Source organism: bacterium Scap17, from assembly GCA_013376735.1.
GTDB lineage: Bacteria > Pseudomonadota > Gammaproteobacteria > Pseudomonadales > Halomonadaceae > Cobetia.
In genome coordinates this window covers 3564266-3586822 of the sequence record VINJ01000001.1, presented here as the reverse complement: position 1 = coordinate 3586822, position 22557 = coordinate 3564266, and the positions used below count along the sequence as shown (strand labels likewise).

The following is a 22557-nucleotide window of genomic DNA, read 5'->3' as shown; positions in this document are numbered from 1 at the left end:
CAAGCAGGCGCCTTTGCCTGGAAGATGAGGGCTAAGCATTGGATAGCGAGACGCAGCGTCAGGTGACGATGTCGCTGTCACCCGCAACTGCGGCAGGTCTGGCGGACCGTTGGCTGCGGCATGTCACTCATTGGAGTGATGCGCTGCGAGACCTGTGATTCGGGGTCGTCATTGACCCAACCTGCCGATACTCAGGCGAATTCGGTGCCGCTTCAGAGAAAGTCGCTATTTTTCATTCACTTGCAGTTGCAGAGGCTCGAGGCGATGTCCTGGCATGGCAGAGTCGTTCGCGGTTGCGGGAGACATCAAGGCAGGGATTGGTGCAGTCGCATGCGCTGATGCACATGGCTGGTGCGTCAGTAGTACCTGGCGCTGGCCGTCTCGCGCTGTTCGCCTCCTGCTTCGGTAGCTTGTGACGGCCAAGTGATTGTTATTTCTGATGATTGGTCAGGGTTGGTCTGTTAAGTGCGTCTGTCAGGTCATTGGTGTGATACCTGATTGAGGGTTCGTGACTCCGCAAGCTTCACTGTTGCGAGACTCGCGAACCGGCCAACGGCGGCTCTTCAATCATGCATACACGCCATGTCGACGTCTCGAAGACGAGATTGCGCACCCATCGGCATGACGAGACCGTATCCACCGTCAGTTTTCCTTGTCAGTCTGCAGGGTAGACCAGGACTGACCACGACAGGCAAAGGCGCCTGATGACCGCACATTACGTGGCGGGTCATCAGGCGCCTTTTTTTCATGCTTACTGCACCAGGGAGTGATGTCGATGCAGGCCAGCAAGCCCCAGAGCACAAGTGAGTCTTCCCCCTGCAGCGCCTCGACGACCTGCCCGTATTGCGGTGTCGGGTGTGGCGTATCGCTTGAGCTGGAAACCCAGGTGCAGGAGGGTGGTGAGCTCAAGCGCAGGATCGCCGCCGTCAGCGGCGACAACGACCATCCGGCCAATTACGGGCGTCTGTGCGTCAAGGGGTCTGCGCTTGCCGAGACACTGTCACCCAGCGGCCGCCTGACGCAGCCTCAGATACGCGATGCCGCAGGCGTGCTGCGAGAGGTGAGCTGGGGTACGGCGCTGGACCTGATCGCCGCTCGCTTCGGTGAGCTGCGCAGCACCCATGGTGGGGACAGCATCGCCGCCTATCTGTCGGGGCAGCTGTTGACCGAGGACTATTACCTCGCCAACAAGCTGTTCAAGGGCTTCATCGGCACACCGCACCTGGATACCAATTCGCGGCTGTGCATGGCCTCGGCGGTCGTGGCGCACAAGCGTGCCTTCGGGGCAGACGCCGTGCCTTGCAGCTATGAGGATCTCGAGCGTGCCGAGCTTGTGGTGCTGGTCGGCAGCAATCTGGCATGGAACCACCCGGTGCTGTTCCAGCGTCTCAAGCAGGCACGTATCGACAATCCGCTGCTGCGTATCGTGGTGATCGACCCGCGCCTGACCGACAGCTGCGAGATCGCGGACCTGTATCTGGGCATTCGTCCCGGCAGCGATGCGCGCCTCTTCAATGGCCTGCTGGCCTATATGGCCGAGCGCGGACGTACCGATCGCCTCTACCTGGAGGCCCACACCCAGGGCTTCGATGCGGCGCTCCAGCAGGCGAGGCGTGACGACTGCTCGCTTGCGGCAATCGCGCGGGATTGCGATATCGATGTGGAGCGGCTCGAGACCTTCTATTACTGGTTCGCCTCCCAGCTGCATGTGGTCACGCTGTTCTCCCAGGGCGTGAATCAATCGACCAGTGGCACCGACAAGGGCAATGCGATCATCAACTGCCACCTGGCCGGCGGCAAGCTCGGGCTGCCGGGGGCGGGGCCGTTCTCCATCACCGGTCAGCCCAATGCGATGGGCGGCCGTGAGGTCGGTGGGCTGGCGAACCAGCTGGCGGCGCATATGGATTACGAGACGCCGGGAGCGCGGGCGCTGGTCAGCGAGTTCTGGCAGGCACCGAATCTGCCCGAAGGACCCGGTCACAAGGCGGTCGAGCTGTTCGCGGCACTGGGGCGTGGCGAGATAAAGGCGTTGTGGATCATGGCGACCAACCCGGCGGTGAGCCTGCCGGATAGCGCGCGCGTGCGTGCTGCGCTGGCGGCCTGTCCGCTGGTGATCGTCTCCGAGTGCATGGCCGACAGCGACACCCTGGCCTATGCCGATGTGGTGCTGCCGGCCAGCAGCTGGAGCGAGAAGGATGGCACCGTCACCAATTCCGAACGCTGCATCTCACGTCAGCGTGGGGTGCTGACTCCGCCGGGTGAGGCGCGTCATGACTGGTGGCAGCTGGCGGAGGTCGGCAAGCGCATGGGGTATGAGACGGCCTTTGGCTACTCGGGCCCCCACGCGATCTTCCGTGAGCACGCCCGCCTCTCGGGGTTCCGCAATGCTGCGCCGCGTCTCAAGGCCGGTCGCAAGCCATCGGCGACCTCCTCGGTCAAGCGGCTGTTCAACATCGCGCCGCTGGCGGAGCTGGATCGCGCGGGTTACGACGCACTCAAGCCGATCCAGTGGCCGGTACGTCGCGGCGAGAAGGGCGAGCTGGTCGGCACGCCGCGCCTGTTCGAGGATGCCACCTTCAATACCCCCAACGGACGTGCCCGCCTGGTGCCCGTCGTGCCGCAGCTGCCGCAACAGGTGCTGAGCGATGCGGCGCCTCTGCGTCTCAATACCGGACGTATCCGTGATCAGTGGCACACCATGACGCGTACCGCGCGCAGTGCTCGCCTGATGAATCACCGGGCCGAGCCTTTCGTGGAGATCCATCCTCAGGATGCGGCGGCTCGCGGCCTGCAGGATGGCGGTCTCGCGCAACTCAAGGGGCGTGATGAGCAGGGCGGGCTACGTGGGGATTATCGGGCTCGCGTGCGCATCAGCAGTGCTCAGCGTCGCGGAGAGGTGTTCATTCCGATGCACTGGAGTGACCACTTCGCGAGTCATGCCCGGGCCGGTGCGCTGCTGGCGGGTCTCGTTGATCCCTTCTCCGGTCAGCCGGAATCCAAGCATGGCGCGGTCGAAGTCGCGCCATTGCCATGCGAGTGGCAGGCCACCTTGTTGATCGCCCCCGCCATCCTGGCCGGGCGTGAGGATCTGGCGGATGCCGTGGCCCAGCTCGATGGGCGCTACTGGGCACGTATTCCGCAATCGGCATTGGTGCGCTACCAGCTGGCAGGTCAGGGTCAGCCGGATTGGCAGCATTGGTGCGAAAGCCATCTGGGTGTCCCGGCGGGGCTCTGGGCACAGGACGCCGCCCAGGGCGGCATCAGTGCAGCGGGCTTTCGTGACGAGCGCCTTGTCTGGTGGCTGAAGGTGATGCCGGGCGACGCACACCTCGATCGCCAACCCAATATTGCCTGGCTGGGCGAATGCTTCGCATCAGAGCAGCTCTCCGCGCATGAGCGGCGCAGCCTGCTGGCCGGCCGTCTCTCCGGGCAGGCGGACGTCGGGGCGATGATCTGCGCCTGCCATCAGGTCGGCGAGCTGACCATCCGTCAGGCCATCCAGTCCGGTGACGGTTCCGTGGAAGCCCTGGGCGCACGACTGGCCTGCGGCACTCGCTGCGGTTCCTGCCTGCCTGAACTTAAGCGTCTTGTGGAAGAGGAGCGATCCGATGAGCGGACTGATTCGTTGGAAATGGCGTGATCTGATGTCGGTATCCAGCAGTGCAGAGTCTCTCGGGATTCTCATGGCACGGCTGACCGACGGCCTGATGTCGCGGCGCGAGTGGCGTGGCGAGAATCGGCATGCGCCGACGCGCAGCGATGCCAACGGGATTTCTCCCGCCTGGGAGGCGTTTCTTCCGGGGCAGGTCGCGCTGGTGGGCGCGGGGCCGGGGGACCCGGACTTGATGACGCTCAAGGCATGGCGAATGCTGAATGCTGCGGATGCGGTGGTCTATGACCGTCTGGTCGGCGATGAGGTTCTCGCTCAGCTGCCGGTTCACTGTGAGCGCTATTACGTCGGCAAGGCCTGCGGCAATCATAGTGTGCCGCAGGATGAGATCGGCGCGCTGATGGTGCGTCTGGCGGGGGAGGGCATGCGGGTCGTGCGTCTCAAGGGCGGTGACCCCGGTGTCTTCGGCCGCATGGGTGAAGAGCTCGCGGCTCTCGATGAGGCCGCCATCACGCGGCATATCGTGCCGGGCATTACTGCGGCTTCCGGTGCGGCCGCTGCCCTGGGGATGCCATTGACGGACAGGGCGCATGCGCAGCGTCTGCGTTTCGTGGCCGCTCAGCTCTGCAGCAAGAGCGAGCAGCCTGAATGGCAGCAGCTGGTGCGTCGCGATGAAACGCTTCTCTTCTACATGGGGCTCAATCGTCTCGAGGTGATCTGCGATGAGTTGCAGCGTCATGGACTGCCAGCGGACTGGCCGATGATGCTGGTCGCCAATGCCAGCCTTCCCGAGCAGCAGACCCTGCATGGCTCGCTCGGCAATATGGTGAGTCGTCTGGCCGAGCATCCATTGCCGACACCGTGCCTGATCATCGTGGGCAGTGTCTGCCAGATGGCGGCGGGGAGAGAGAGTGCATTGGCCGATGCCGTCGCGCATGCAGCGGCTCATATGTCTTGCAGGGAAGTTTTTGAAGAAGCTTGTTGAGAGGGGGGGAGGTGCGCTTGATGGAGTGGTACTGAAAGCGCCGGTAAATGAAGTGGCTGTATGGAGGGCTCTTCATGTGGTGCTCTTCGAGATGTCGCTCTGATGGCATTAGAAAACGCATGGGCCCGCTTTGCACTCTTTTGGACATTGCTGTCAAAAAGCCCTTGCGCTGAAGCGGGTTCGTGCGTAAAGTACGCATCCGCTGCCGGGGACGCATGGCGTTGCCAGCGGTGAAAGAGGTTTGCAGGTGATTGTTTTGCTTGATGTTTTTGGAGTCCGCTTCGAAATCATCGATTGACAATTGCGGGCGATTCGTTAGAATGCGCCGCACTCCTTGTGGAACAGGTGATCGAGCAAGGCTCCTCACCGCTCGATGATGCTTAGAGGCAGTCGACTGACTCATCATCAAGTGCTTGACTTCTCAAGCGTTCCGAGTAGAATATGCCTCCTCGCTTCACAGCGACGCTCTTTAAAAATTTGATCAGGTAATTCGTGTGAGCGCTTGCCGATGAGTGGTGACAAGGTCACCAAATATCGGAGCAAGCCTCTCACGAGAAGTTTGACTCTGAACCAAGTTTGGTCTGCTTAACAGACTATCAAGCTTTCAACTGAAGAGTTTGATCATGGCTCAGATTGAACGCTGGCGGCAGGCTTAACACATGCAAGTCGAGCGGAAACGATCCTAGCTTGCTAGGAGGCGTCGAGCGGCGGACGGGTGAGTAATGCATGGGAATCTGCCCGATAGTGGGGGGCAACCTGGGGAAACTCAGGCTAATACCGCATACGTCCTACGGGAGAAAGCAGGGGATCTTCGGACCTTGCGCTATCGGATGAGCCCATGTCGGATTAGCTTGTTGGTGAGGTAACGGCTCACCAAGGCGACGATCCGTAGCTGGTCTGAGAGGATGATCAGCCACACTGGGACTGAGACACGGCCCAGACTCCTACGGGAGGCAGCAGTGGGGAATATTGGACAATGGGCGAAAGCCTGATCCAGCCATGCCGCGTGTGTGAAGAAGGCCTTCGGGTTGTAAAGCACTTTCAGCGAGGAAGAACGCTTGTGGGTTAATACCCCGCAAGAAAGACATCACTCGCAGAAGAAGCACCGGCTAACTCCGTGCCAGCAGCCGCGGTAATACGGAGGGTGCAAGCGTTAATCGGAATTACTGGGCGTAAAGCGCGCGTAGGTGGCTAAGTCAGCCAGGTGTGAAAGCCCCGGCTCAACCTGGGAACGGCATCTGGAACTGCTTGGCTAGAGTGCAGGAGAGGAAGGTAGAATTCCCGGTGTAGCGGTGAAATGCGTAGAGATCGGGAGGAATACCAGTGGCGAAGGCGGCCTTCTGGACTGACACTGACACTGAGGTGCGAAAGCGTGGGTAGCAAACAGGATTAGATACCCTGGTAGTCCACGCCGTAAACGATGTCAACTAGCCGTTGGGTCCCTTGAGGACTTAGTGGCGCAGCTAACGCAATAAGTTGACCGCCTGGGGAGTACGGCCGCAAGGTTAAAACTCAAATGAATTGACGGGGCCCGCACAAGCGGTGGAGCATGTGGTTTAATTCGATGCAACGCGAAGAACCTTACCTACCCTTGACATCCAGAGGACTTTCCAGAGATGGATTGGTGCCTTCGGGAACTCTGAGACAGGTGCTGCATGGCTGTCGTCAGCTCGTGTTGTGAAATGTTGGGTTAAGTCCCGTAACGAGCGCAACCCCTATCCTTATTTGCCAGCGAGTCATGTCGGGAACTCTAAGGAGACTGCCGGTGACAAACCGGAGGAAGGTGGGGACGACGTCAAGTCATCATGGCCCTTACGGGTAGGGCTACACACGTGCTACAATGGCAAGTACAAAGGGTTGCAATACGGCGACGTGGAGCCAATCCCATAAAGCTTGCCTCAGTCCGGATTGAGTCTGCAACTCGACTCCATGAAGTCGGAATCGCTAGTAATCGTGGATCAGAATGCCACGGTGAATACGTTCCCGGGCCTTGTACACACCGCCCGTCACACCATGGGAGTGGACTGCACCAGAAGTGGTTAGCCTAACCTTCGGGAGGGCGATCACCACGGTGTGGTTCATGACTGGGGTGAAGTCGTAACAAGGTAGCCCTAGGGGAACCTGGGGCTGGATCACCTCCTTATCGACACTGTCTACTGCTCGCGGCAAGTGCTCACAACGAATTACCTGATCTTATTGCTGGCTTAGCCGGCAGTGGCAAGCGTGCTCATCAGAGCGCGCTTCTCACTGTTCTCTGAACAGCCGCTCTTTAACAATGTGAATCATGCTGACGATGGAATGTGCGCCAAGCACATCACCATCAAAACGATATGTCGGAGAGGTCCGACAGAGTCGTAATCCTTGACAGACCCCTTTGGGGTTATATGGTCAAGCGATTAAGCGCATACGGTGGATGCCTTGGCAGCCAGAGGCGATGAAGGACGTGATAGCCTGCGATAAGCGTTGGCGAGGTGGCAAATACCCTGCGACCCAACGATTTCCGAATGGGAAACCCACTCACCATCAGGTGAGTATCTATAGGCCAATACATAACCTATAGAGGCAAACCCGGGAACTGAAACATCTAAGTACCCGGAGGAAAAGAAATCAACCGAGATTCCCCAAGTAGCGGCGAGCGAACGGGGACCAGCCCTTAAGCGTGACAACCGACAGGCGAACAAGCTGGGAAGCTTGACGATACAGGGTGATAGTCCCGTAGTCGAAGTCCGAGTCACGTGAAATCGAGTAGGTCGGGGCACGAGAAACCCTGACTGAACATGGGGGACCATCCTCCAAGGCTAAATACTCCTGGCTGACCGATAGTGAACCAGTACCGTGAGGGAAAGGCGAAAAGAACCCCGGCGAGGGGAGTGAAATAGATCCTGAAACCGTATGCGTACAAGCAGTGGGAGCACCTTCGTGGTGTGACCGCGTACCTTTTGTATAATGGGTCAGCGACTTATATTCTGTGGCGAGCTTAACCGTATAGGGAGGCGTAGGGAAACCGAGTCTTAACTGGGCGACCAGTCGCAGGGTATAGACCCGAAACCGGGCGATCTATCCATGGCCAGGGTGAAGATTGAGTAACATCAATTGGAGGCCCGAACCCAAGTATGTTGAAAAATGCTGGGATGAGCTGTGGATCGGAGTGAAAGGCTAATCAAGCCCGGAGATAGCTGGTTCTCCTCGAAAGCTATTTAGGTAGCGCCTCACGTATCACCGCTGGGGGTAGAGCACTGTTTCGGCTAGGGGTCATCCCGACTTACCAACCCGAGGCAAACTCCGAATACCAGTGAGTGCAGCGTGGGAGACACACAGCGGGTGCTAACGTCCGTTGTGAAAAGGGAAACAACCCAGACCGTCAGCTAAGGTCCCAAAATCCTGATTATGGGAAACGATGTGGGAAGGCTCAGACAGCTAGGAGGTTGGCTTAGAAGCAGCCACCCTTTAAAGAAAGCGTAATAGCTCACTAGTCGAGTCGGCCTGCGCGGAAGATATAACGGGGCTAAATCAGGTACCGAAGCTACGGGTTCATCCTCTGGATGAGCGGTAGAGGAGCGTCGTAAGCCAATGAAGGTGGATTGAGAAGTCTGCTGGAGGTATCACGAGTGCGAATGCTGACATGAGTAACGATAAGGGGAGTGAAAACTCCCCCGCCGGAAGACCAAGGTTTTCTGTTCTACGTTAATCGGAGCAGAGTGAGTCGGCCCCTAAGGCGAGGCGGAAACGCGTAGTCGATGGGAAACGGGTTAATATTCCCGTACCGGATGTGGTTGCGATGGGGGGACGAAGAAGGCTAGGTGAGCCAGGCGTTGGTTGTCCTGGTGAAAGCATGTAGGCCGAGGAATCAGGCAAATCCGGTTCCTCCGAGGTCGAGATGCGAGACGAACTGACCACGGTCAGGAAGTCATCGATGCCACGCTTCCAGGAAAAGCCTCTAAGCTTCAGATCACATGCGACCGTACCCCAAACCGACACAGGTGGTCAGGTAGAGAATACCAAGGCGCTTGAGAGAACTCGGGTGAAGGAACTAGGCAAAATGGCACCGTAACTTCGGGAGAAGGTGCACCGGTTAGAGTGAAGGACTTGCTCCGTAAGCTCCTACCGGTCGAAGATACCAGGTGGCTGCAACTGTTTATTAAAACACAGCACTCTGCAAACGCGCAAGCGGACGTATAGGGTGTGACGCCTGCCCGGTGCCGGAAGGTTAATTGATGGGGTTAGGATTCGTCCGAAGCTCTTGATCGAAGCCCGGTAAACGGCGGCCGTAACTATAACGGTCCTAAGGTAGCGAAATTCCTTGTCGGGTAAGTTCCGACCTGCACGAATGGCGTAATGATGGCCACGCTGTCTCCACCCGAGACTCAGTGAAATTGAAATCGCAGTGAAGATGCTGTGTACCCGCGGCTAGACGGAAAGACCCCGTGAACCTTTACTATAGCTTTACACTGGATGCTGATGTTGTCTGTGTAGGATAGCTGGGAGGCTTTGAAACCACATCGCCAGATGCGGTGGAGCCAACCTTGAAATACCAGCCTGACATCATTGGCGTTCTAACTCAGGTCCGTCATCCGGATCGAGGACAGTGTATGGTGGGTAGTTTGACTGGGGCGGTCTCCTCCCAAAGAGTAACGGAGGAGCACGAAGGTACCCTCAGCACGGTTGGAAATCGTGCATTGAGTGCAAGAGCATAAGGGTGCTTGACTGCGAGACAGACACGTCGAGCAGGTACGAAAGTAGGTTCTAGTGATCCGGTGGTTCTGTATGGAAGGGCCATCGCTCAACGGATAAAAGGTACCCGGGGATAACAGGCTGATACCGCCCAAGAGTTCACATCGACGGCGGTGTTTGGCACCTCGATGTCGGCTCATCACATCCTGGGGCTGAAGTCGGTCCCAAGGGTATGGCTGTTCGCCATTTAAAGTGGTACGCGAGCTGGGTTTAGAACGTCGTGAGACAGTTCGGTCCCTATTCGCCGTGGGCGTCGGAAGTTTGAGAAGAGCTGCTCCTAGTACGAGAGGACCGGAGTGGACGAACCTCTGGTGTTCGGGTTGTCATGCCAATGGCATTGCCCGGTAGCTACGTTCGGACGGGATAACCGCTGAAGGCATCTAAGCGGGAAGCCCCTTCAAGATGAGACTTCCTGAGGCCTTGCGCCTCCTGAAGGGCCCTTGAAGACGACAAGGTTGATAGGCTGGGTGTGGAAGCACAGCAATGTGTTGAGCTAACCAGTACTAATTGCCCGTGAGGCTTGACCATATAACACCCAAGGGGTTTGCCCAGGCAAACCGCCGGGATTGCGACAGGATCGACGACATATCGGTCAGCATGATTCATATTGCGAGTCGCGAGGCCACAAGCCTCGTGACTCAGGCATCGCAAGATGCCACCGTTTCGCCTGACGACCATAGCGAGCGTGAACCACCCGATCCCATGCCGAACTCGGAAGTGAAACCGCTTAGCGCCGATGGTAGTGTGGAGTTTCTCCATGTGAGAGTAGGTCATCGTCAGGCACTTATCCCGAACCGCCCCTGTAGCCTTGCTGCAGGGGCGGTTCTCTTTGTGCTCAGGAAAAATTGGCGCAAAAGAAAAGTCGCACACGGGAGAGTTGTGCGTAAGCGTTCGGGCATCACCGCTTGCGAGTGATCACGCAGTATGCTGCCAATGATGGGGCAGAAGTTCGTGCACTTGGCTAGCCTTTTGGGTCGGCAGCCTTTCCAACACATTTTTCAGGTAGGTATAGGGCTCATGGCCGTTCAGCTTGGCACACTGAATGAGGCTCATGATGGTGGCAGCACGCTGGCCACTGCGCAGAGATCCGGCGAACAGCCAGTTTGAACGCCCCAGCGCCCAGGGGCGAATCAGATTCTCCGCCCGGTTGTTATCGATCGGCAACGCGCCGTCATCCAGGTAGCGCGTCAACGCCGCCCAGCGCTTCAGGCTGTAATCCAACGCTTTCGCCGTCGCCGAACCATTCGGAACCTTCTCGCGATGCGCCAGCATCCAGCGATGTAGCGCATCGGCGATGGGCTTTGCTTTCGTCTCCCGCAGCCGTTGACGCTCTTCCGCACTGAATGACTGTACCTCACGCTCCACCTGGTATAGCTGACCGATCAGTTCGATAGCCTGCCCGGCGATCTGGCTCTTGCCAGCGACGTGCAGATCGACAAATTTACGGCGGGCATGGGCCATGCAACCGATCTCGGTAACACCGTTGGCGAAGCTCTGCTTGTAGCCGCTGTAGTCGTCACAGACCAGCTTGCCCCGCCACTTCCCGAGGAAGTCGCGGGCATGTTGACCGCCACGTCCCTCGCTGAAGTCGTAGATTACGGCCTTCAACCCGGCATACGGGTGGTGGCGTAGGCCCAGAGATAGGCGCGGTGCGTCTTCTTCTTGCCAGGGGCCAGCATCGGTACCGGCGTTTCGTCGGCATGCAGCACCGGCTCGTTGAGCAACACTTCACGCAGTGCATCGATCAGCGGCTGAAGTCGCACCCCGCAGGTGCCGACCCACTCGGCCAGGGTGGAGCGCGGAATCGCTACGCCGGCGCGGGCGAAGATCTGCTCCTGGCGATAGAGTGGCAGGTGATCAGCATATTTGGCGATCAGCACCTGGGCCAGCAAGCCGGCGGTGGGGATGCCCTTGTCAATGATCTGCGTCGGCATCGGTGCCTGGGTCAGTGTCTCGCATTGGTCGCAGACCCACTTGCCACGGATATGCCGCCGACGTGGAACACGCCCGGCGTGTAATCCAACTCTCACTGATTTCCTCGCCGATCCGCCTCAGCTGACAACCACACCGGCAGTGATCATTCTCCGGATCATGATGAATCTCGGTGCGCGGTAGCTCGGGAGGTAAGGGCGTGCGCTTGGGCGTTTCCTTGCCACTGGCGTGGCAGCAGTGAGGTGGAGCTCTTCCAGCTCGGTCTCGATGGCAGCAATGTCGGCGTCCACCCTTCCTCCAGCAGGCTGATCTGCAGGACATTGAGCTGTCGCTGCGCTTGCCGAAGGCGTGGCGCTTGAGCAATGCCATTTCATAGGTCAGCTTTTGATTGACCTGCTCGCTGTGGCGTAGCGCTTTCTCCTTTCCTCCACCTGCGTCATCAGCGTTGCTGCCAAGTGGCGGAGCTGATCGGGAGAGAGTTGAGTCAGGTCAGGGGCGTCGTCATTCCGCCAGTATGCCAGCCCGCCGACGAGAACGGGATTAGCGCATCCGCGAATAGCGGGCCGCCAAGTCTGTGCCGCTCATCACACGACCGAGATCACCCCGTCGGCGCCGAGACGCTGCCAGGGCAGTCCTTGCACCAGTGCCGTGACCTGCTCGGGGCAAAGCTCGATACGATCGCCCTGCCAGTGACCGGCCCAGTGGAACTTGCCCTGGTTCAGGCGCCGGGCGCACAGCCAGACACCCAGGCCATCGTGGACCAGCACCTTCATACGGTTGCCGCGCCGGTTGGCAAAGAGATAGGCACAGTGCGGGCGAGCCGCGCCGAACACCTTCACCACCCGGGCTAGGGCCGTATCCGGACCGGCCCGCATATCCAGCGGCTCGGTGGCCAGCCAGATTTCGTCGATGCGGATCATGCGAGCAGCTCTCGGATCAGAGATCGGCAGGCGTCGGCCTCCGAGGCAGGCCACTCGATGACCATCGGGCCGTTGGGGTGCGGGATCGTGAGGCGAATAGGGTCCGCCACCTGATGCTGGGGAGTGGCCGGTGACAACTCGCGAGTCATGGGCACCGGTACAAATGCCGGTATTTCTGGCACAGCCGTTTGCTGACGGGTGGTACGGATCCAATTGTGGACCAGGTTAGCATTCAGGCTGTGCTCCAACGCCACTCCGGCAACGGAGGCACCGGGTTGCTGACACGCTTCGACGATCCTGGCCTTGAAGGCGGCAGTGAAGCGGCGACGCTTGCGAGGAACTTCCAACACGCTTGATTCCGTCATGATAAGTGTCCACTTATTGATAGGTGGACATCTAACGTGACGGAATTCAGGACTCTGCGGTAGATGGGATCACCGGTCGCTTACAGTTGTGCTGGGCTCTATCGAGGGTGGTCTCCACCGGCAGGCATTCCACGCTATCGAGAGATATCTTTGCTGTTGCAGCACCTGCTCGGTGTCTGCGCTGTCATTGAAAATCACTCATTGGAATCTATCCGTGTACAGGCGCAAGGAGGCGACATGTCGAGGGACTTTTCATGTTCTTCATCAAGACTTCTATTGGCAGGAATGATGGCTCTTTTGATGGGGCTTATGTCATCAGAAATGGTATCTGCCGGGGAGCGAGAGAGAAAGATAGAGCACTGTCAGTTCATCAAGGACAAGATCGAATATTATACCGATAGGCGTCGCGGCGGCGGGTCGTCGGGCCAGATGCGAAGTTGGCAGTCACAGCGTAATGACTACAAACAACGCTATCGAGATGAAAACTGCACGCGTGTCAGGACAGCACTGAAGTGACCCCCTATTGACGCGATAATAGTGAATCGCAGTGCGCTACTCTTAGTGCTGTAGATTGTAGGTTGTAGAGAAACGCAGGCAAACATGACAATGCCCCTCCTGAGAATGTCTCAGGAGGGGCATTGTTGTTCGGACAATTCGCACAGAGCGATTCGTTCAGGGACGTTTGCGTAGGCGGGTCAGGCCTTCCTGGGCGCTTGATGCCACCAGCTCGCCGTACCGGTTATACAGACTGCCGCGAGCGAAGCTGCGTGCCCCTCCTGCCCATGGGCTGTCCATCTCATAGAGTAGCCAATCATTGACGCGTACATCGCGGTGGAACCATAGCGAGTGATCCAAGCTCGCCATTTGCAGTTCGGGCGAACCGAACCGCACACCATGTCCGCCGAGGCCTGTCGCCAGCAGGTTGAAGTCGGAGCTGTATGTCAGCAGGTAGCGATGCAGGGCATCATCTTCCGGCAGCTCGCCTGCCAGTCGGAACCACAGCCGCTGACGTGGTGGGGGGCAGGCATCATCATCACTCGCCGTGATCGGCGCCTTCAGGCGCAGGAACTCGATGGGGTGACCTTCGTAGCGCTCGATGCGTGCCCCCTGCTCGATCAACTGCTCTGGCGATTCGATGTCGGGCATGGCGAGCTGATGCTCGAATCCCGCCTCCTTGCCATGGAAGGAGGCGCTGCAGAAGAAGATGGTCTTGCCATTCTGGATGGCACTGATGCGGCGGGTCGTGAAGCTGCCGCCATCACGCACGCCATCAACCTGATAGATGACAGGCTTGTGGGCATCGCCCGGGCGCAGGAAGTAGCCATGCAGTGAGTGGACCTGGCGTTCGACCGGCACCGTGCGTGTCGCTGCGGACAGCGCTTGTCCGAGTACCTGTCCGCCAAACAGTTGAGGGAAGCCGAGGTCCTGACTGTGCCCTCTGAACAGATTCTCTTCCAGGGTCTCAAGACCCAGCAGGGTGACCAGAGCCTCAAGAGGCGCAGTAGCTGTTTGGGTCATGAATCTATCCTTGTGCTGAGGGGCAGGCGCTCGGAGCACTGCCATCCCGCGCGGGGCGGCAATGCAGGAGGAAGCGCGAGCGCCAAGCCGTTATCATGGTGAGCGAAACAATGGCCTCAGGATACCGGAGAACTACGGTGAGTGACGAGTTGGCGATAGCGCCGCAGGCCCGGAGTGGGCCACGTGGGGATCATTACTATATGCACCGCGCGCTGGACCAGGCGCGGCTGGCATTCGAGGCTGGCGAGGTGCCTGTCGGCGCGGTGGTGGTCAATCCCCAGGGCGACATCATCGGCACTGGCTACAATGCGCCAGTCAGCACCCCCGACCCGACAGCACATGCCGAGGTGCAGGCCTTGCGCGCGGCGGCGGCCCGACTCGGCAACTATCGTCTCGACGATTGCACGCTGTATGTGACGCTGGAACCCTGCATGATGTGCAGTGGTGCCTTGATCCACGCGCGGGTGAAGCGGGTCGTCTACGGGGCTGCCGAGCCCAAGACCGGCATGGTGGAATCGCGTGCCAACCTGTTTGCACAGCCCTGGCACAACCATCACGTCGAGGTGGAAGGGGGGCTATTGGCCGCGCACGCCAAGCGCTTGCTCAAATCGTTCTTCGCTGAGCGGCGCGGTGAGCTTCCTCGCTGAACCTTTCATGCTGATCCTTTCGCTCAGATCCGCCCGCGCAGGGTCCTCTCGCGCTGAACCTTCCGTTCAGATCTCTTCGCGTTGCCATCGTGTTGGCCTCAGCATGGATCGTCAGGCAGCGACCTGAACCTGATTGCGACCACTGGACTTGGCGCGATACAGCGCCTCATCCGCTGCCTGCAGCAGTGCATCCAGCCGCAACGGAGCGCGCGCCACGCATGCCATCCCCACGGATACCGTGACGACGCTGTCCGTGGCGGGCTGTGGCAACCCTGCCGCCTGCACGGCACGCCGCAGCTCTTCTGCCAGCGTGCGGCCGACCGCACGCGGACATTCCGGGATGCAGACCACGAATTCCTCACCACCGAAGCGCGCCAGTATGCCGCCGGCAGACTCCACGGGCGCCCGTGAGACGGCGGCAACTTTCTGCAGGTAGCGATCTCCCTCCAAGTGTCCCAGTTTGTCATTGACCGTCTTGAAGAAGTCGATATCCAGGATCATGACCGTCAGAGGCATCTTGCCGCTGAAGCTCTGCACCTGCTCGAGGAAATAGCGACGATTGGGCAGCTGGGTCAGCTCGTCGTGGCGCGCCAGCCACTGGATCTCGTTCTGCAGTCGCTCTCGCCGCACCATCTCTTCGCGTAGTGCATCGTTGGCATTCTTGACGATGCCGTGCTCCTGCGAGACGCGGCGATACATGTAGATCACGAGAAAGAGCAGGTAAGCCAACAGAATCCCCGTCAGCAATGTCACTTCCGGCAGACGACCACGAGTGGCTGCCAGGAAGTGCTGTGTCGGCTGCAGGCCCAGTGTCAGGTCGGTGGCGGGTAGCTCGATGGGAATGCGATGTCCCCAGGGCGCCAGACGACTTTCGGGGCCGACATGGATATAGATGTTGCCACGCTCTGACAGGGTGACCGCAAATGCCTCATTGCGTGCCGTGTCCATGGCTCTGTCGAGCAGAGGGGCCAGGTCCACCACCATGGCGATCGCCCCCAGAATGGTGCCATCGCGAGGGTCACGCACCGGCAGGTAGGACACCATGCCCTTGCCGCCCTGAATCAGGTCGATGATGCCGGTATGGCCCTCGATGCCGAGTTCCAGCGGATTGCGCAGCGGCGTGTCCGGTTGAGCATCCAGCAGGCGTACGCCCAGCACGTCATGATTGCGCCCTTTGTCCGGGAAGACGCGCGAAACCACGCTGTCCGGATCGATGAAGGCGATGTTCTGGAAGTAATCGAAATCCTTGTAATAGCTGCGTGCCAGACGCTGCCATTCTCCGCGCGTCGGTGTCTGCCCCATCAGGCTCCAGAAACCGGCGAAGCGCCGCATCGCATTGAGCTGGTCGTTGATCTCGCGAGACAGCTCCGTGGCGATCTTGTCGCCCAGTACGTAGGTCGACTGGTTGATGCGATCGTTCTCGTCCTGGCTCTGCTGTTGCCAGGCGAGCAGGCATATCAGGGTGATCATGGAGGAGATGACCAATGGTACGATAGTACGGCGCCACATATGCATGAGTGCCGGCTGCACATCGATCCATTGTGCGAGCAATAGCAGACTGACAAAACTGGTCAGCGTGATGCGCTCCGGACCTGCCAGTACCATGCTGGCGACGGAAAGGCTGGCGTCTGTCGTCATGGCAAACAGCAGCAACAGCGTGACTTGCGTCAGTTGGATGGCAGAGCCGAATCCCAGTCGCATGCGCAACAGGGCGCAGGTCGTGAGGCCGAAACAGGCAAACAGGATCAGGATAGGCGGGCGGATATTGGCGATATGCCAATCGCCCGGCAGATTGATCAGCAGGCCTCCCCAGTGGTCCACCCCCACCCAGCTCTCCGGTAGCAGGAAGGTACAGATCAGCAGGATGTTGAGGATCAATGAGGCGCTGAGAAACAGCTGACTGAGGAAGGTATTTCGCCAGTGCCAGGCAGTCTGGCCGGCGGCTTGCAGGGTCAACATCATCAGCAGTAGCGCATTGGCTTCATTGCCGGCAGACGGCCAGAGCCCCAGCAAGGCGATGCCGAACGCGATCAGGCTTAGCGACATCAAGACGAGTCTGCGTGTCATTCCCTGTCCTTAGAGGCTCTTGATGTGTGGTGAAGATGCGTGCACTTGAGGCACCGGAGTGCTGACGGTCCGAACTCCATCCTCAGAGAATCGGAGGCACAGTATCGAAGGGATTGCTGTCGCCTTCGTCGTCGGTAATCGGACGCTCGTCCAGCTGATAGAACTGCTGCTGGCTACGGTAAACATAATTCAGTATTTCATAATAACGTCGGATATTGCGTACATAGATGACAGGTTCTCCGCCGCGTGCATAACCATAACGGACTTTCTGGTACCACTCACGATTCTGAAGCAAGGGCAGGGCTTCGCGGACATCCTTCCAGCGATTCGGGTCGCCGCCCTTCATCTTCACGATCCGTCTGGCATCAAACAGGTGACCCAGGCCGACATTGTAGGCTGCCAGCGTCATCCAAGTGCGATCCGGTTCCTTGATCTCGTCCGGCAAGCGTCCCTTTATACTCACAAGATAGCGTGAGCCACCATCGATGCTCTGAACGGGGTCCAAACGGTTGGCGATCTTCATTTCGCGTGCCGTCACATTGGTCAGCATCATCAGACCGCGCACCCCTGTAGGAGAGGTGGCCTCGGGTTGCCAGTGCGATTCCTGATAGCCCGTGGCGGCCAGCAGTTTCCAGTCGATACCGGTTTCGCGTGCGGCTTCCTTGAAGGTATCGATATAGCGTGGCAGGCGATCGCGTGCCTGGCGGATGAAGGTACGGGCGCCGACATACTCGAGATAATCATCATGGCCGAAATAGCGCTCGACCAGTCGATCGAGGGTGCCATCCTGGCGGCGTGTCTCGAGAAAATCATTGGCGGCGGTCAGCAATGAGATGTCGCCATGCGCGGGGAAGGCCCAGGCCAGCGTCAGAGGGTCGCCCACGTCGAAGCCGTTCTCCACATTGGGGAAGAACAGGCGGTTGAGCTTGAATTGATGGGAATAGACGACCGCCGCATCCAGCTTGTCTTCCTCGATGCGTTGCAGCAGATCCGCCACCTCAAGCTCGCCGGTTTCTTTCCAGCTGAGCTCGGGGATGTCCTGCTGGACTTCCCTCAGTACCAGGCTGGTGCCGGCGCCCTTGATGACGCCGATGCGCTTGCCGACCAGATCCTTCAATTCCTTGGGCGGGTGCATGCCGCGTCGATAGACCACCATCGCCTGCAATTCGAGGATGGGGCGTGAGAAGCGCAGGCCCTGTTCGGAGAGATCCAGCGGTAGGGTCGCGGCCGCGAGATCGGCCTGATCATTGAGCACGCTCTGGGTCAGGCTCTCGATATTGTGCTCGGAATCCATCGACAGACTCACGCCAAGATAATCGGCGAAGTCACGTGCCAGTTCGTATTCGAAACCGGTAGGCCCCTGACGGCCACGATAGAAGGTCGTGGGGGTGTTGCGTGTGGCGACCTGAATGAAGTCGCGCGCACGGACATCGTCCAGCCGCGTAGGCATCTCGATGAGGGTGCGCTCGGGCAGTATCAGCAAGGCGAGGGCCAGTGCCGTGACGAAAAAACGCCGCGCGTGGCGCAGCAGCTGTCGCACGGGCGGAATGAGAGAAGAGGGCGAGGTCTTGAGCATGCGTCAGCATCATTCACGGCAGGGCTTCCACCATACCGGCAGCTCAACACACTGTCATCCAACGCATGTCGCCTGCGGGCTTCGTTAAGGCTCGCCTTTCACGTATGATATGCGCTTGCTGCCGCCGTTTGGCGGTTGTCCGTTCACGCTGCTTCAGAGGCTTTCCCTGACCATGCTCGAACTGCGAGGCGCGCCTGCCCTTTCCGCCTTCCGTCACACCCGTCTACTGGCTTCGTTACGCGAGCTGGTGCCGGAGGTGGAATCTCTTCATGCCGAGTACCTGCATCTGGCCGAGGTCGATGGTGAACTGAGCAGTACTGACCGGACAACACTGGAGCGCCTGCTGGACTACGGCCCCAGTCGTGACGAGAGCCCTGCTGAGGGACATCTTTTCCTCGTCGTCCCTCGCCTCGGTACCTTGTCTCCCTGGTCTTCCAAGGCCACTGATATCGCCGCCAACTGCGGCCTGCCGCAAGTCCGCCGCCTCGAGCGTGGCATCGCCTACCGCATCAAGCTGGATGCTCCCCTGAGCGAAGAGCTCTTCGCCACGCTGTCCTCCCGACTGCACGACCGCATGACCGAGACAGTGCTGACCCGAACCCAGGACGCCGCACGTCTCTTCCAGCATCAGTCACCCGCCAGGCTTGCCCATGTCGATATCCTCGGCGGCGGTCGCGACGCCCTGGTCACGGCCAACGGCACCCTGGGCCTGGCACTGGCTGACGACGAGATCGATTATCTGGTCGAGTCCTTCAAGACTCTGGGCCGCAACCCTGCCGATATCGAGCTGATGATGTTCGCCCAGGCGAACTCCGAGCATTGCCGCCACAAGATCTTCAATGCGGACTGGACCATCGATGGCGAGGCGCAGACGCACTCGCTGTTCAAGATGATCAAGAACACCTACCAGAATCATTCCGACGGTGTGCTCTCTGCCTACAGTGACAACGCCGCCGTCATGGAAGGTCCGACCGCCGGGCGCTACTTCCCGACAGGCGAAGGCCACATCTATGCCTACCATCAGGAACCGATCAACATCCTGATGAAGGTCGAGACCCACAATCATCCGACGGCCATCGCTCCCTATCCGGGTGCGGCGACCGGCGCTGGCGGCGAGATCCGTGATGAAGGCGCGACAGGTGTCGGCTCCAAGCCGAAAGCCGGCCTGACCGGCTTCAGCGTCTCCAATCTGCGTATCCCGGGCTTCGAACAGCCGTGGGAGCACGACTACGGCAAGCCGGAGCGCATCAAGACCGCCTACGACATCATGCTGGAAGGCCCGATCGGTGGCGCTGCGTTCAACAACGAATTCGGCCGTCCCAACCTCAATGGCTACTTCCGCACCTATGAGCAGGATGCCTTCGGTGCCGGCGGCATCGAGCGTCGCGGCTATCACAAGCCGATCATGCTCGCCGGCGGTTACGGCAACATCCGCAGTCAGCACGTCGAGAAGGGCGACATTCCGGTCGGTGCCAAGCTGATCGTGATGGGCGGCCCGGCGATGCTGATCGGTCTGGGCGGTGGTGCTGCCTCTTCCATGGCCTCGGGTAGCTCCAGCGAAGACCTCGATTTCGCGTCCGTGCAGCGTGACAACGCCGAGATGGAGCGTCGCGTGCAGGAAGTCATCGATCGCTGCTGGGCGCTGGATGACAAGAACCCGATCTGCTTCATCCACGACGTCGGCGCGGGCGGTCTGTCCAATGCACTGCCGGAGCTGGTCAAGGATGGTGGCCGCGGCGGCCTGTTCGATCTGCGCGCCGTACCAAGCGCCGAGTCCGGCATGAGCCCGCTGGAAATCTGGTGCAACGAATCCCAGGAGCGTTACGTGCTGGCGGTGGCGCCGGAGAATCTGGCCACCTTCGAAGCCCTGTGCAAGCGCGAGCGTTGCCTGTACGCCGTGGTCGGTGAAGCCCTCGAGGAGCACGAGCTGATCGTCAAGGATGGTCACTTCGATACACGTCCAGTCGATCTGCCGATGGACGTGCTGTTCGGCAAGCCGCCCAGGATGTCACGCAGCTTCGAGCGCCAGACGCTGGAGCTGCCGGCACTGGGTCTCGACAATCTCGACCCGCGCGAAGCGATGACCCGTGTGCTGCAGCTGCCCACCGTCGCTTCCAAGAAATTCCTGATCACCATCGGCGACCGCTCGATCACCGGCATGGTCGCACGTGACCAGATGGTCGGTCCGTGGCAGGTGCCGGTGGCCGATTGCGCCGTCACCACCAGCTCCCTCGACAGCCATGTCGGTGAAGCGATGGCGATGGGCGAGCGTACGCCGGTCGCACTGATCTCGCCGGCCGCCTCCGCGCGCCTGGCCGTGGCCGAGGTGATCACCAACCTGGCCGCCGCGCCGATCGCCAAGCTGTCTGACATCAAGCTGTCCGCCAACTGGATGAGCGCGGCCGATCATACCGGCGAGAATCAGGCGCTGTTCGATGCCGTCCACGCCGTCGGCATGGAACTGTGCCCGGCGCTGGACCTGACCATTCCGGTCGGCAAGGACTCCATGTCCATGCGCACCGCCTGGCAGGACGAGAACGGCGAAGACAAGTCGATCACCGCACCGCTGTCACTGGTGATGACAGGCTTCGCGCCGGTCACCGATGCCATGCGTACCCTCACGCCGCAGCTGCGTCGCACGCTGAATGGCGAGGCCGTGGAGACGGACCTGATCCTGATCGATCTCGGTCACGGTGCTCACCGCCTCGGCGGCTCCGCGCTGGCGCAGGTCTATGGTCAGGTCGGCAATGAAGCGCCGGATCTCGCCAGGCCGGAAGATCTGAAGCACTTCTTCGAGGCCATCCAGCGCTTCAATGCCGAAGGCAAGCTGCTGGCCTACCACGACCGCAGCGACGGTGGTCTGTTGACCACCCTGATGGAAATGTCCTTCGCCGGACGCGTCGGTCTCGACATCTCCCTCGACTGGACCGCCGCCGAGCCGGGCCAGGCGACTGGCGCACTGTTTGCCGAAGAGCTGGGCGCCGTGGTGCAGGTACGTCGCGAGCATACCGAGTCCATCCTCGCCGAGCTCAAGGCCGTGGGACTCGAGCACAGTGGCGTGATCGCCACGCCGCGTGCCGATGAGCAGATCAACATCACGCTGCTGGGCCAGAACCTGCTCTCCACCACCCGCGCCAGCGCCGAGCGCCTGTGGGCCGAGACCAGCTATCGCATGCAGGCCGCGCGTGACAACGCCGATTGCGCCAAGAGCGAATTCGAGTCCATCAACGATGTGCGTGACCCGGGCCTCTCCGTCCAGGCCACCTTCGACGTCAACGAGGACATCGCGGCGCCGTACCTGAACACCGGCGCACGTCCGCGCATGGCGATCCTGCGCGAGCAGGGCGTCAATGGTCAGCTCGAGATGGCGGCAAGCTTCGACCGCGCCGGTTTCGAGGCCGTCGATGTCCACATGAGCGATATCCTCGAAGGGCGTGTCGATCTGGATACCATGCGGGGGCTGGTCGCCTGTGGCGGCTTCTCCTACGGTGACGTGCTGGGCGCCGGCGGTGGCTGGGCCAAGTCAGTGCTGTTCAATGCGCGTGCGCGTGAGCAGTTCGAGCGCTTCTTCAACCGTGACGACAGCTTCGCGCTGGGCGTCTGCAACGGTTGCCAGATGCTCTCCCAGCTCAAGGAGCTGATTCCGGGTGCCGAGGCCTGGCCGCGCTTCGTGCGCAACGAGTCCGAGCAGTTCGAGGCCCGTGTCGCGATGGTCGAAGTCGAGAAGAGCGCCTCGCTGTTCCTCGATGGCATGGAAGGCTCGCGCCTGCCGATCGCCATCGCGCATGGCGAAGGGCGTGCCGAGTTCCGCGACAGCGCTCACCTGCGCAAGATGCAGAGCAGCGGCCAGGTCGCACTGCGTTACGTCGACAACTACGGCCAGACCACTACGCGTTATCCGGCCAACCCGAATGGCTCGCCGTCCGGTATCACCGGTCTGACCACCGATGATGGTCGCGTGACCATCATGATGCCGCACCCGGAGCGCGTGGCGCGTGCCGTCACCAACTCCTGGCGTCCGGACGACTGGCAGCAGGATGGCGCCTGGTTGCGCATGTTCCGCAATGCCCGTCGCTGGGTCGATTGATCCCTCGGTCGGTCATCACGGGATGACAGCATGAGAGACGCCCCCATGGCAAAGGCCATGGGGGCGTCTTGCGTTGGGGCCGATTCAAGGCGAGTGGTACGGGAGTCGCGTCTGGCTTG

At 60.2% G+C, this 22557-nt stretch carries 9 protein-coding genes, 3 rRNA genes and 1 pseudogene; 7 read left to right on the top strand and 6 right to left on the bottom strand.

What is annotated here, in order from left to right; all coding sequences use genetic code 11:
• Nucleotides 1–775: 775 nt before the first annotated feature.
• The 5 genes from FLM52_15230 (at nt 776) to rrf (ending at nt 10108) form a co-directional block, all read left to right on the top strand.
• Nucleotides 776–3640, top strand: a complete 2865-nt coding sequence (locus FLM52_15230) for a molybdopterin-dependent oxidoreductase (protein ID NVN57090.1) — start codon at nt 776–778, stop codon at nt 3638–3640.
• Between the two features lie 43 nt (nt 3641–3683).
• Nucleotides 3684–4595: a uroporphyrinogen-III C-methyltransferase gene (gene cobA, locus FLM52_15225; protein NVN57089.1), complete on the top strand. Its 912-nt coding sequence runs from the start codon at nt 3684–3686 to the stop codon at nt 4593–4595.
• A 605-nt stretch (nt 4596–5200) separates the two neighbouring features.
• Nucleotides 5201–6743 (top strand): 16S ribosomal RNA (locus FLM52_15220).
• A 231-nt stretch (nt 6744–6974) separates the two neighbouring features.
• Nucleotides 6975–9872: ribosomal RNA gene (locus tag FLM52_15215) — 23S ribosomal RNA — on the top strand.
• Between the two features lie 120 nt (nt 9873–9992).
• Nucleotides 9993–10108 (top strand): 5S ribosomal RNA (gene rrf / locus FLM52_15210).
• Together the 16S, 23S and 5S rRNA genes form the textbook arrangement of a ribosomal RNA operon.
• Before the next feature lie 133 nt (nt 10109–10241).
• Here the strand turns inward: rrf and FLM52_15205 are convergent.
• From FLM52_15205 to FLM52_15190, 4 genes and pseudogenes are all read right to left on the bottom strand, one after another.
• Nucleotides 10242–11779: pseudogene (locus FLM52_15205) on the bottom strand (IS66 family transposase).
• A gap of 63 nt (nt 11780–11842) precedes the next feature.
• The gene (gene tnpB, locus FLM52_15200) at nt 11843–12178 is read right to left on the bottom strand and encodes an IS66 family insertion sequence element accessory protein TnpB (protein ID NVN57088.1); all 336 of its coding nucleotides are present in this window, start codon (nt 12176–12178) and stop codon (nt 11843–11845) included.
• A complete protein-coding gene (locus tag FLM52_15195; GenBank protein NVN57087.1) occupies nt 12175–12543 on the bottom strand; it encodes a transposase in 369 nt (122 codons plus the stop codon). The genes tnpB and FLM52_15195 overlap by 4 nt, the downstream gene beginning before the upstream one ends.
• Nucleotides 12544–13215: 672 nt before the next feature.
• Entirely contained in the window at nt 13216–14061 is an 846-nt protein-coding gene (locus tag FLM52_15190; GenBank protein NVN57086.1) for an acyl-CoA thioesterase II, read from the bottom strand.
• Nucleotides 14062–14261: 200 nt separating this feature from the next.
• Between FLM52_15190 and FLM52_15185 the strand changes: the two genes are divergently transcribed.
• Nucleotides 14262–14708, top strand: a complete 447-nt coding sequence (locus tag FLM52_15185; protein ID NVN57085.1) for a nucleoside deaminase — start codon at nt 14262–14264, stop codon at nt 14706–14708.
• 111 nt (nt 14709–14819) lie between these two features.
• On the opposite strand, the gene FLM52_15180 is transcribed toward FLM52_15185, so the two are convergent.
• Together FLM52_15180 and mltF are read right to left on the bottom strand one after the other, a co-directional pair.
• Nucleotides 14820–16775: a sensor domain-containing diguanylate cyclase gene (locus tag FLM52_15180; GenBank protein ID NVN57084.1), complete on the bottom strand. Its 1956-nt coding sequence runs from the start codon at nt 16773–16775 to the stop codon at nt 14820–14822.
• 82 nt (nt 16776–16857) lie between these two features.
• Complete coding sequence (gene mltF, locus FLM52_15175; protein NVN57083.1) at nt 16858–18351, bottom strand: membrane-bound lytic murein transglycosylase MltF; 1494 nt, start codon at nt 18349–18351, stop codon at nt 16858–16860.
• Between the two features lie 172 nt (nt 18352–18523).
• Between mltF and purL the strand changes: the two genes are divergently transcribed.
• Nucleotides 18524–22438 carry a phosphoribosylformylglycinamidine synthase gene (gene purL, locus FLM52_15170; protein NVN57082.1) on the top strand — a complete coding sequence of 1305 codons (3915 nt, stop codon included), beginning with the start codon at nt 18524–18526 and terminating at the stop codon, nt 22436–22438.
• Nucleotides 22439–22557 lie beyond the last annotated feature (119 nt).

Bases quoted from the DNA above. Each gene is read 5' to 3' on its own strand.
- FLM52_15190 (NVN57086.1), bottom strand. From the start codon at position 14,061: ATGACCCAAACAGCTACTGCGCCTCTTGAGGCTCTGGTCACCCTGCTG.
- cobA (NVN57089.1), top strand. From the start codon at position 3,684: ATGGCACGGCTGACCGACGGCCTGATGTCGCGGCGCGAGTGGCGTGGC.
- purL (NVN57082.1), top strand. From the start codon at position 18,524: ATGCTCGAACTGCGAGGCGCGCCTGCCCTTTCCGCCTTCCGTCACACC.
- FLM52_15195 (NVN57087.1), bottom strand. From the start codon at position 12,543: ATGACGGAATCAAGCGTGTTGGAAGTTCCTCGCAAGCGTCGCCGCTTC.
- tnpB (NVN57088.1), bottom strand. From the start codon at position 12,178: ATGATCCGCATCGACGAAATCTGGCTGGCCACCGAGCCGCTGGATATG.
- mltF (NVN57083.1), bottom strand. From the start codon at position 18,351: ATGCTCAAGACCTCGCCCTCTTCTCTCATTCCGCCCGTGCGACAGCTG.
- FLM52_15185 (NVN57085.1), top strand. From the start codon at position 14,262: ATGCACCGCGCGCTGGACCAGGCGCGGCTGGCATTCGAGGCTGGCGAG.
- FLM52_15230 (NVN57090.1), top strand. From the start codon at position 776: ATGCAGGCCAGCAAGCCCCAGAGCACAAGTGAGTCTTCCCCCTGCAGC.
- FLM52_15180 (NVN57084.1), bottom strand. From the start codon at position 16,775: ATGACACGCAGACTCGTCTTGATGTCGCTAAGCCTGATCGCGTTCGGC.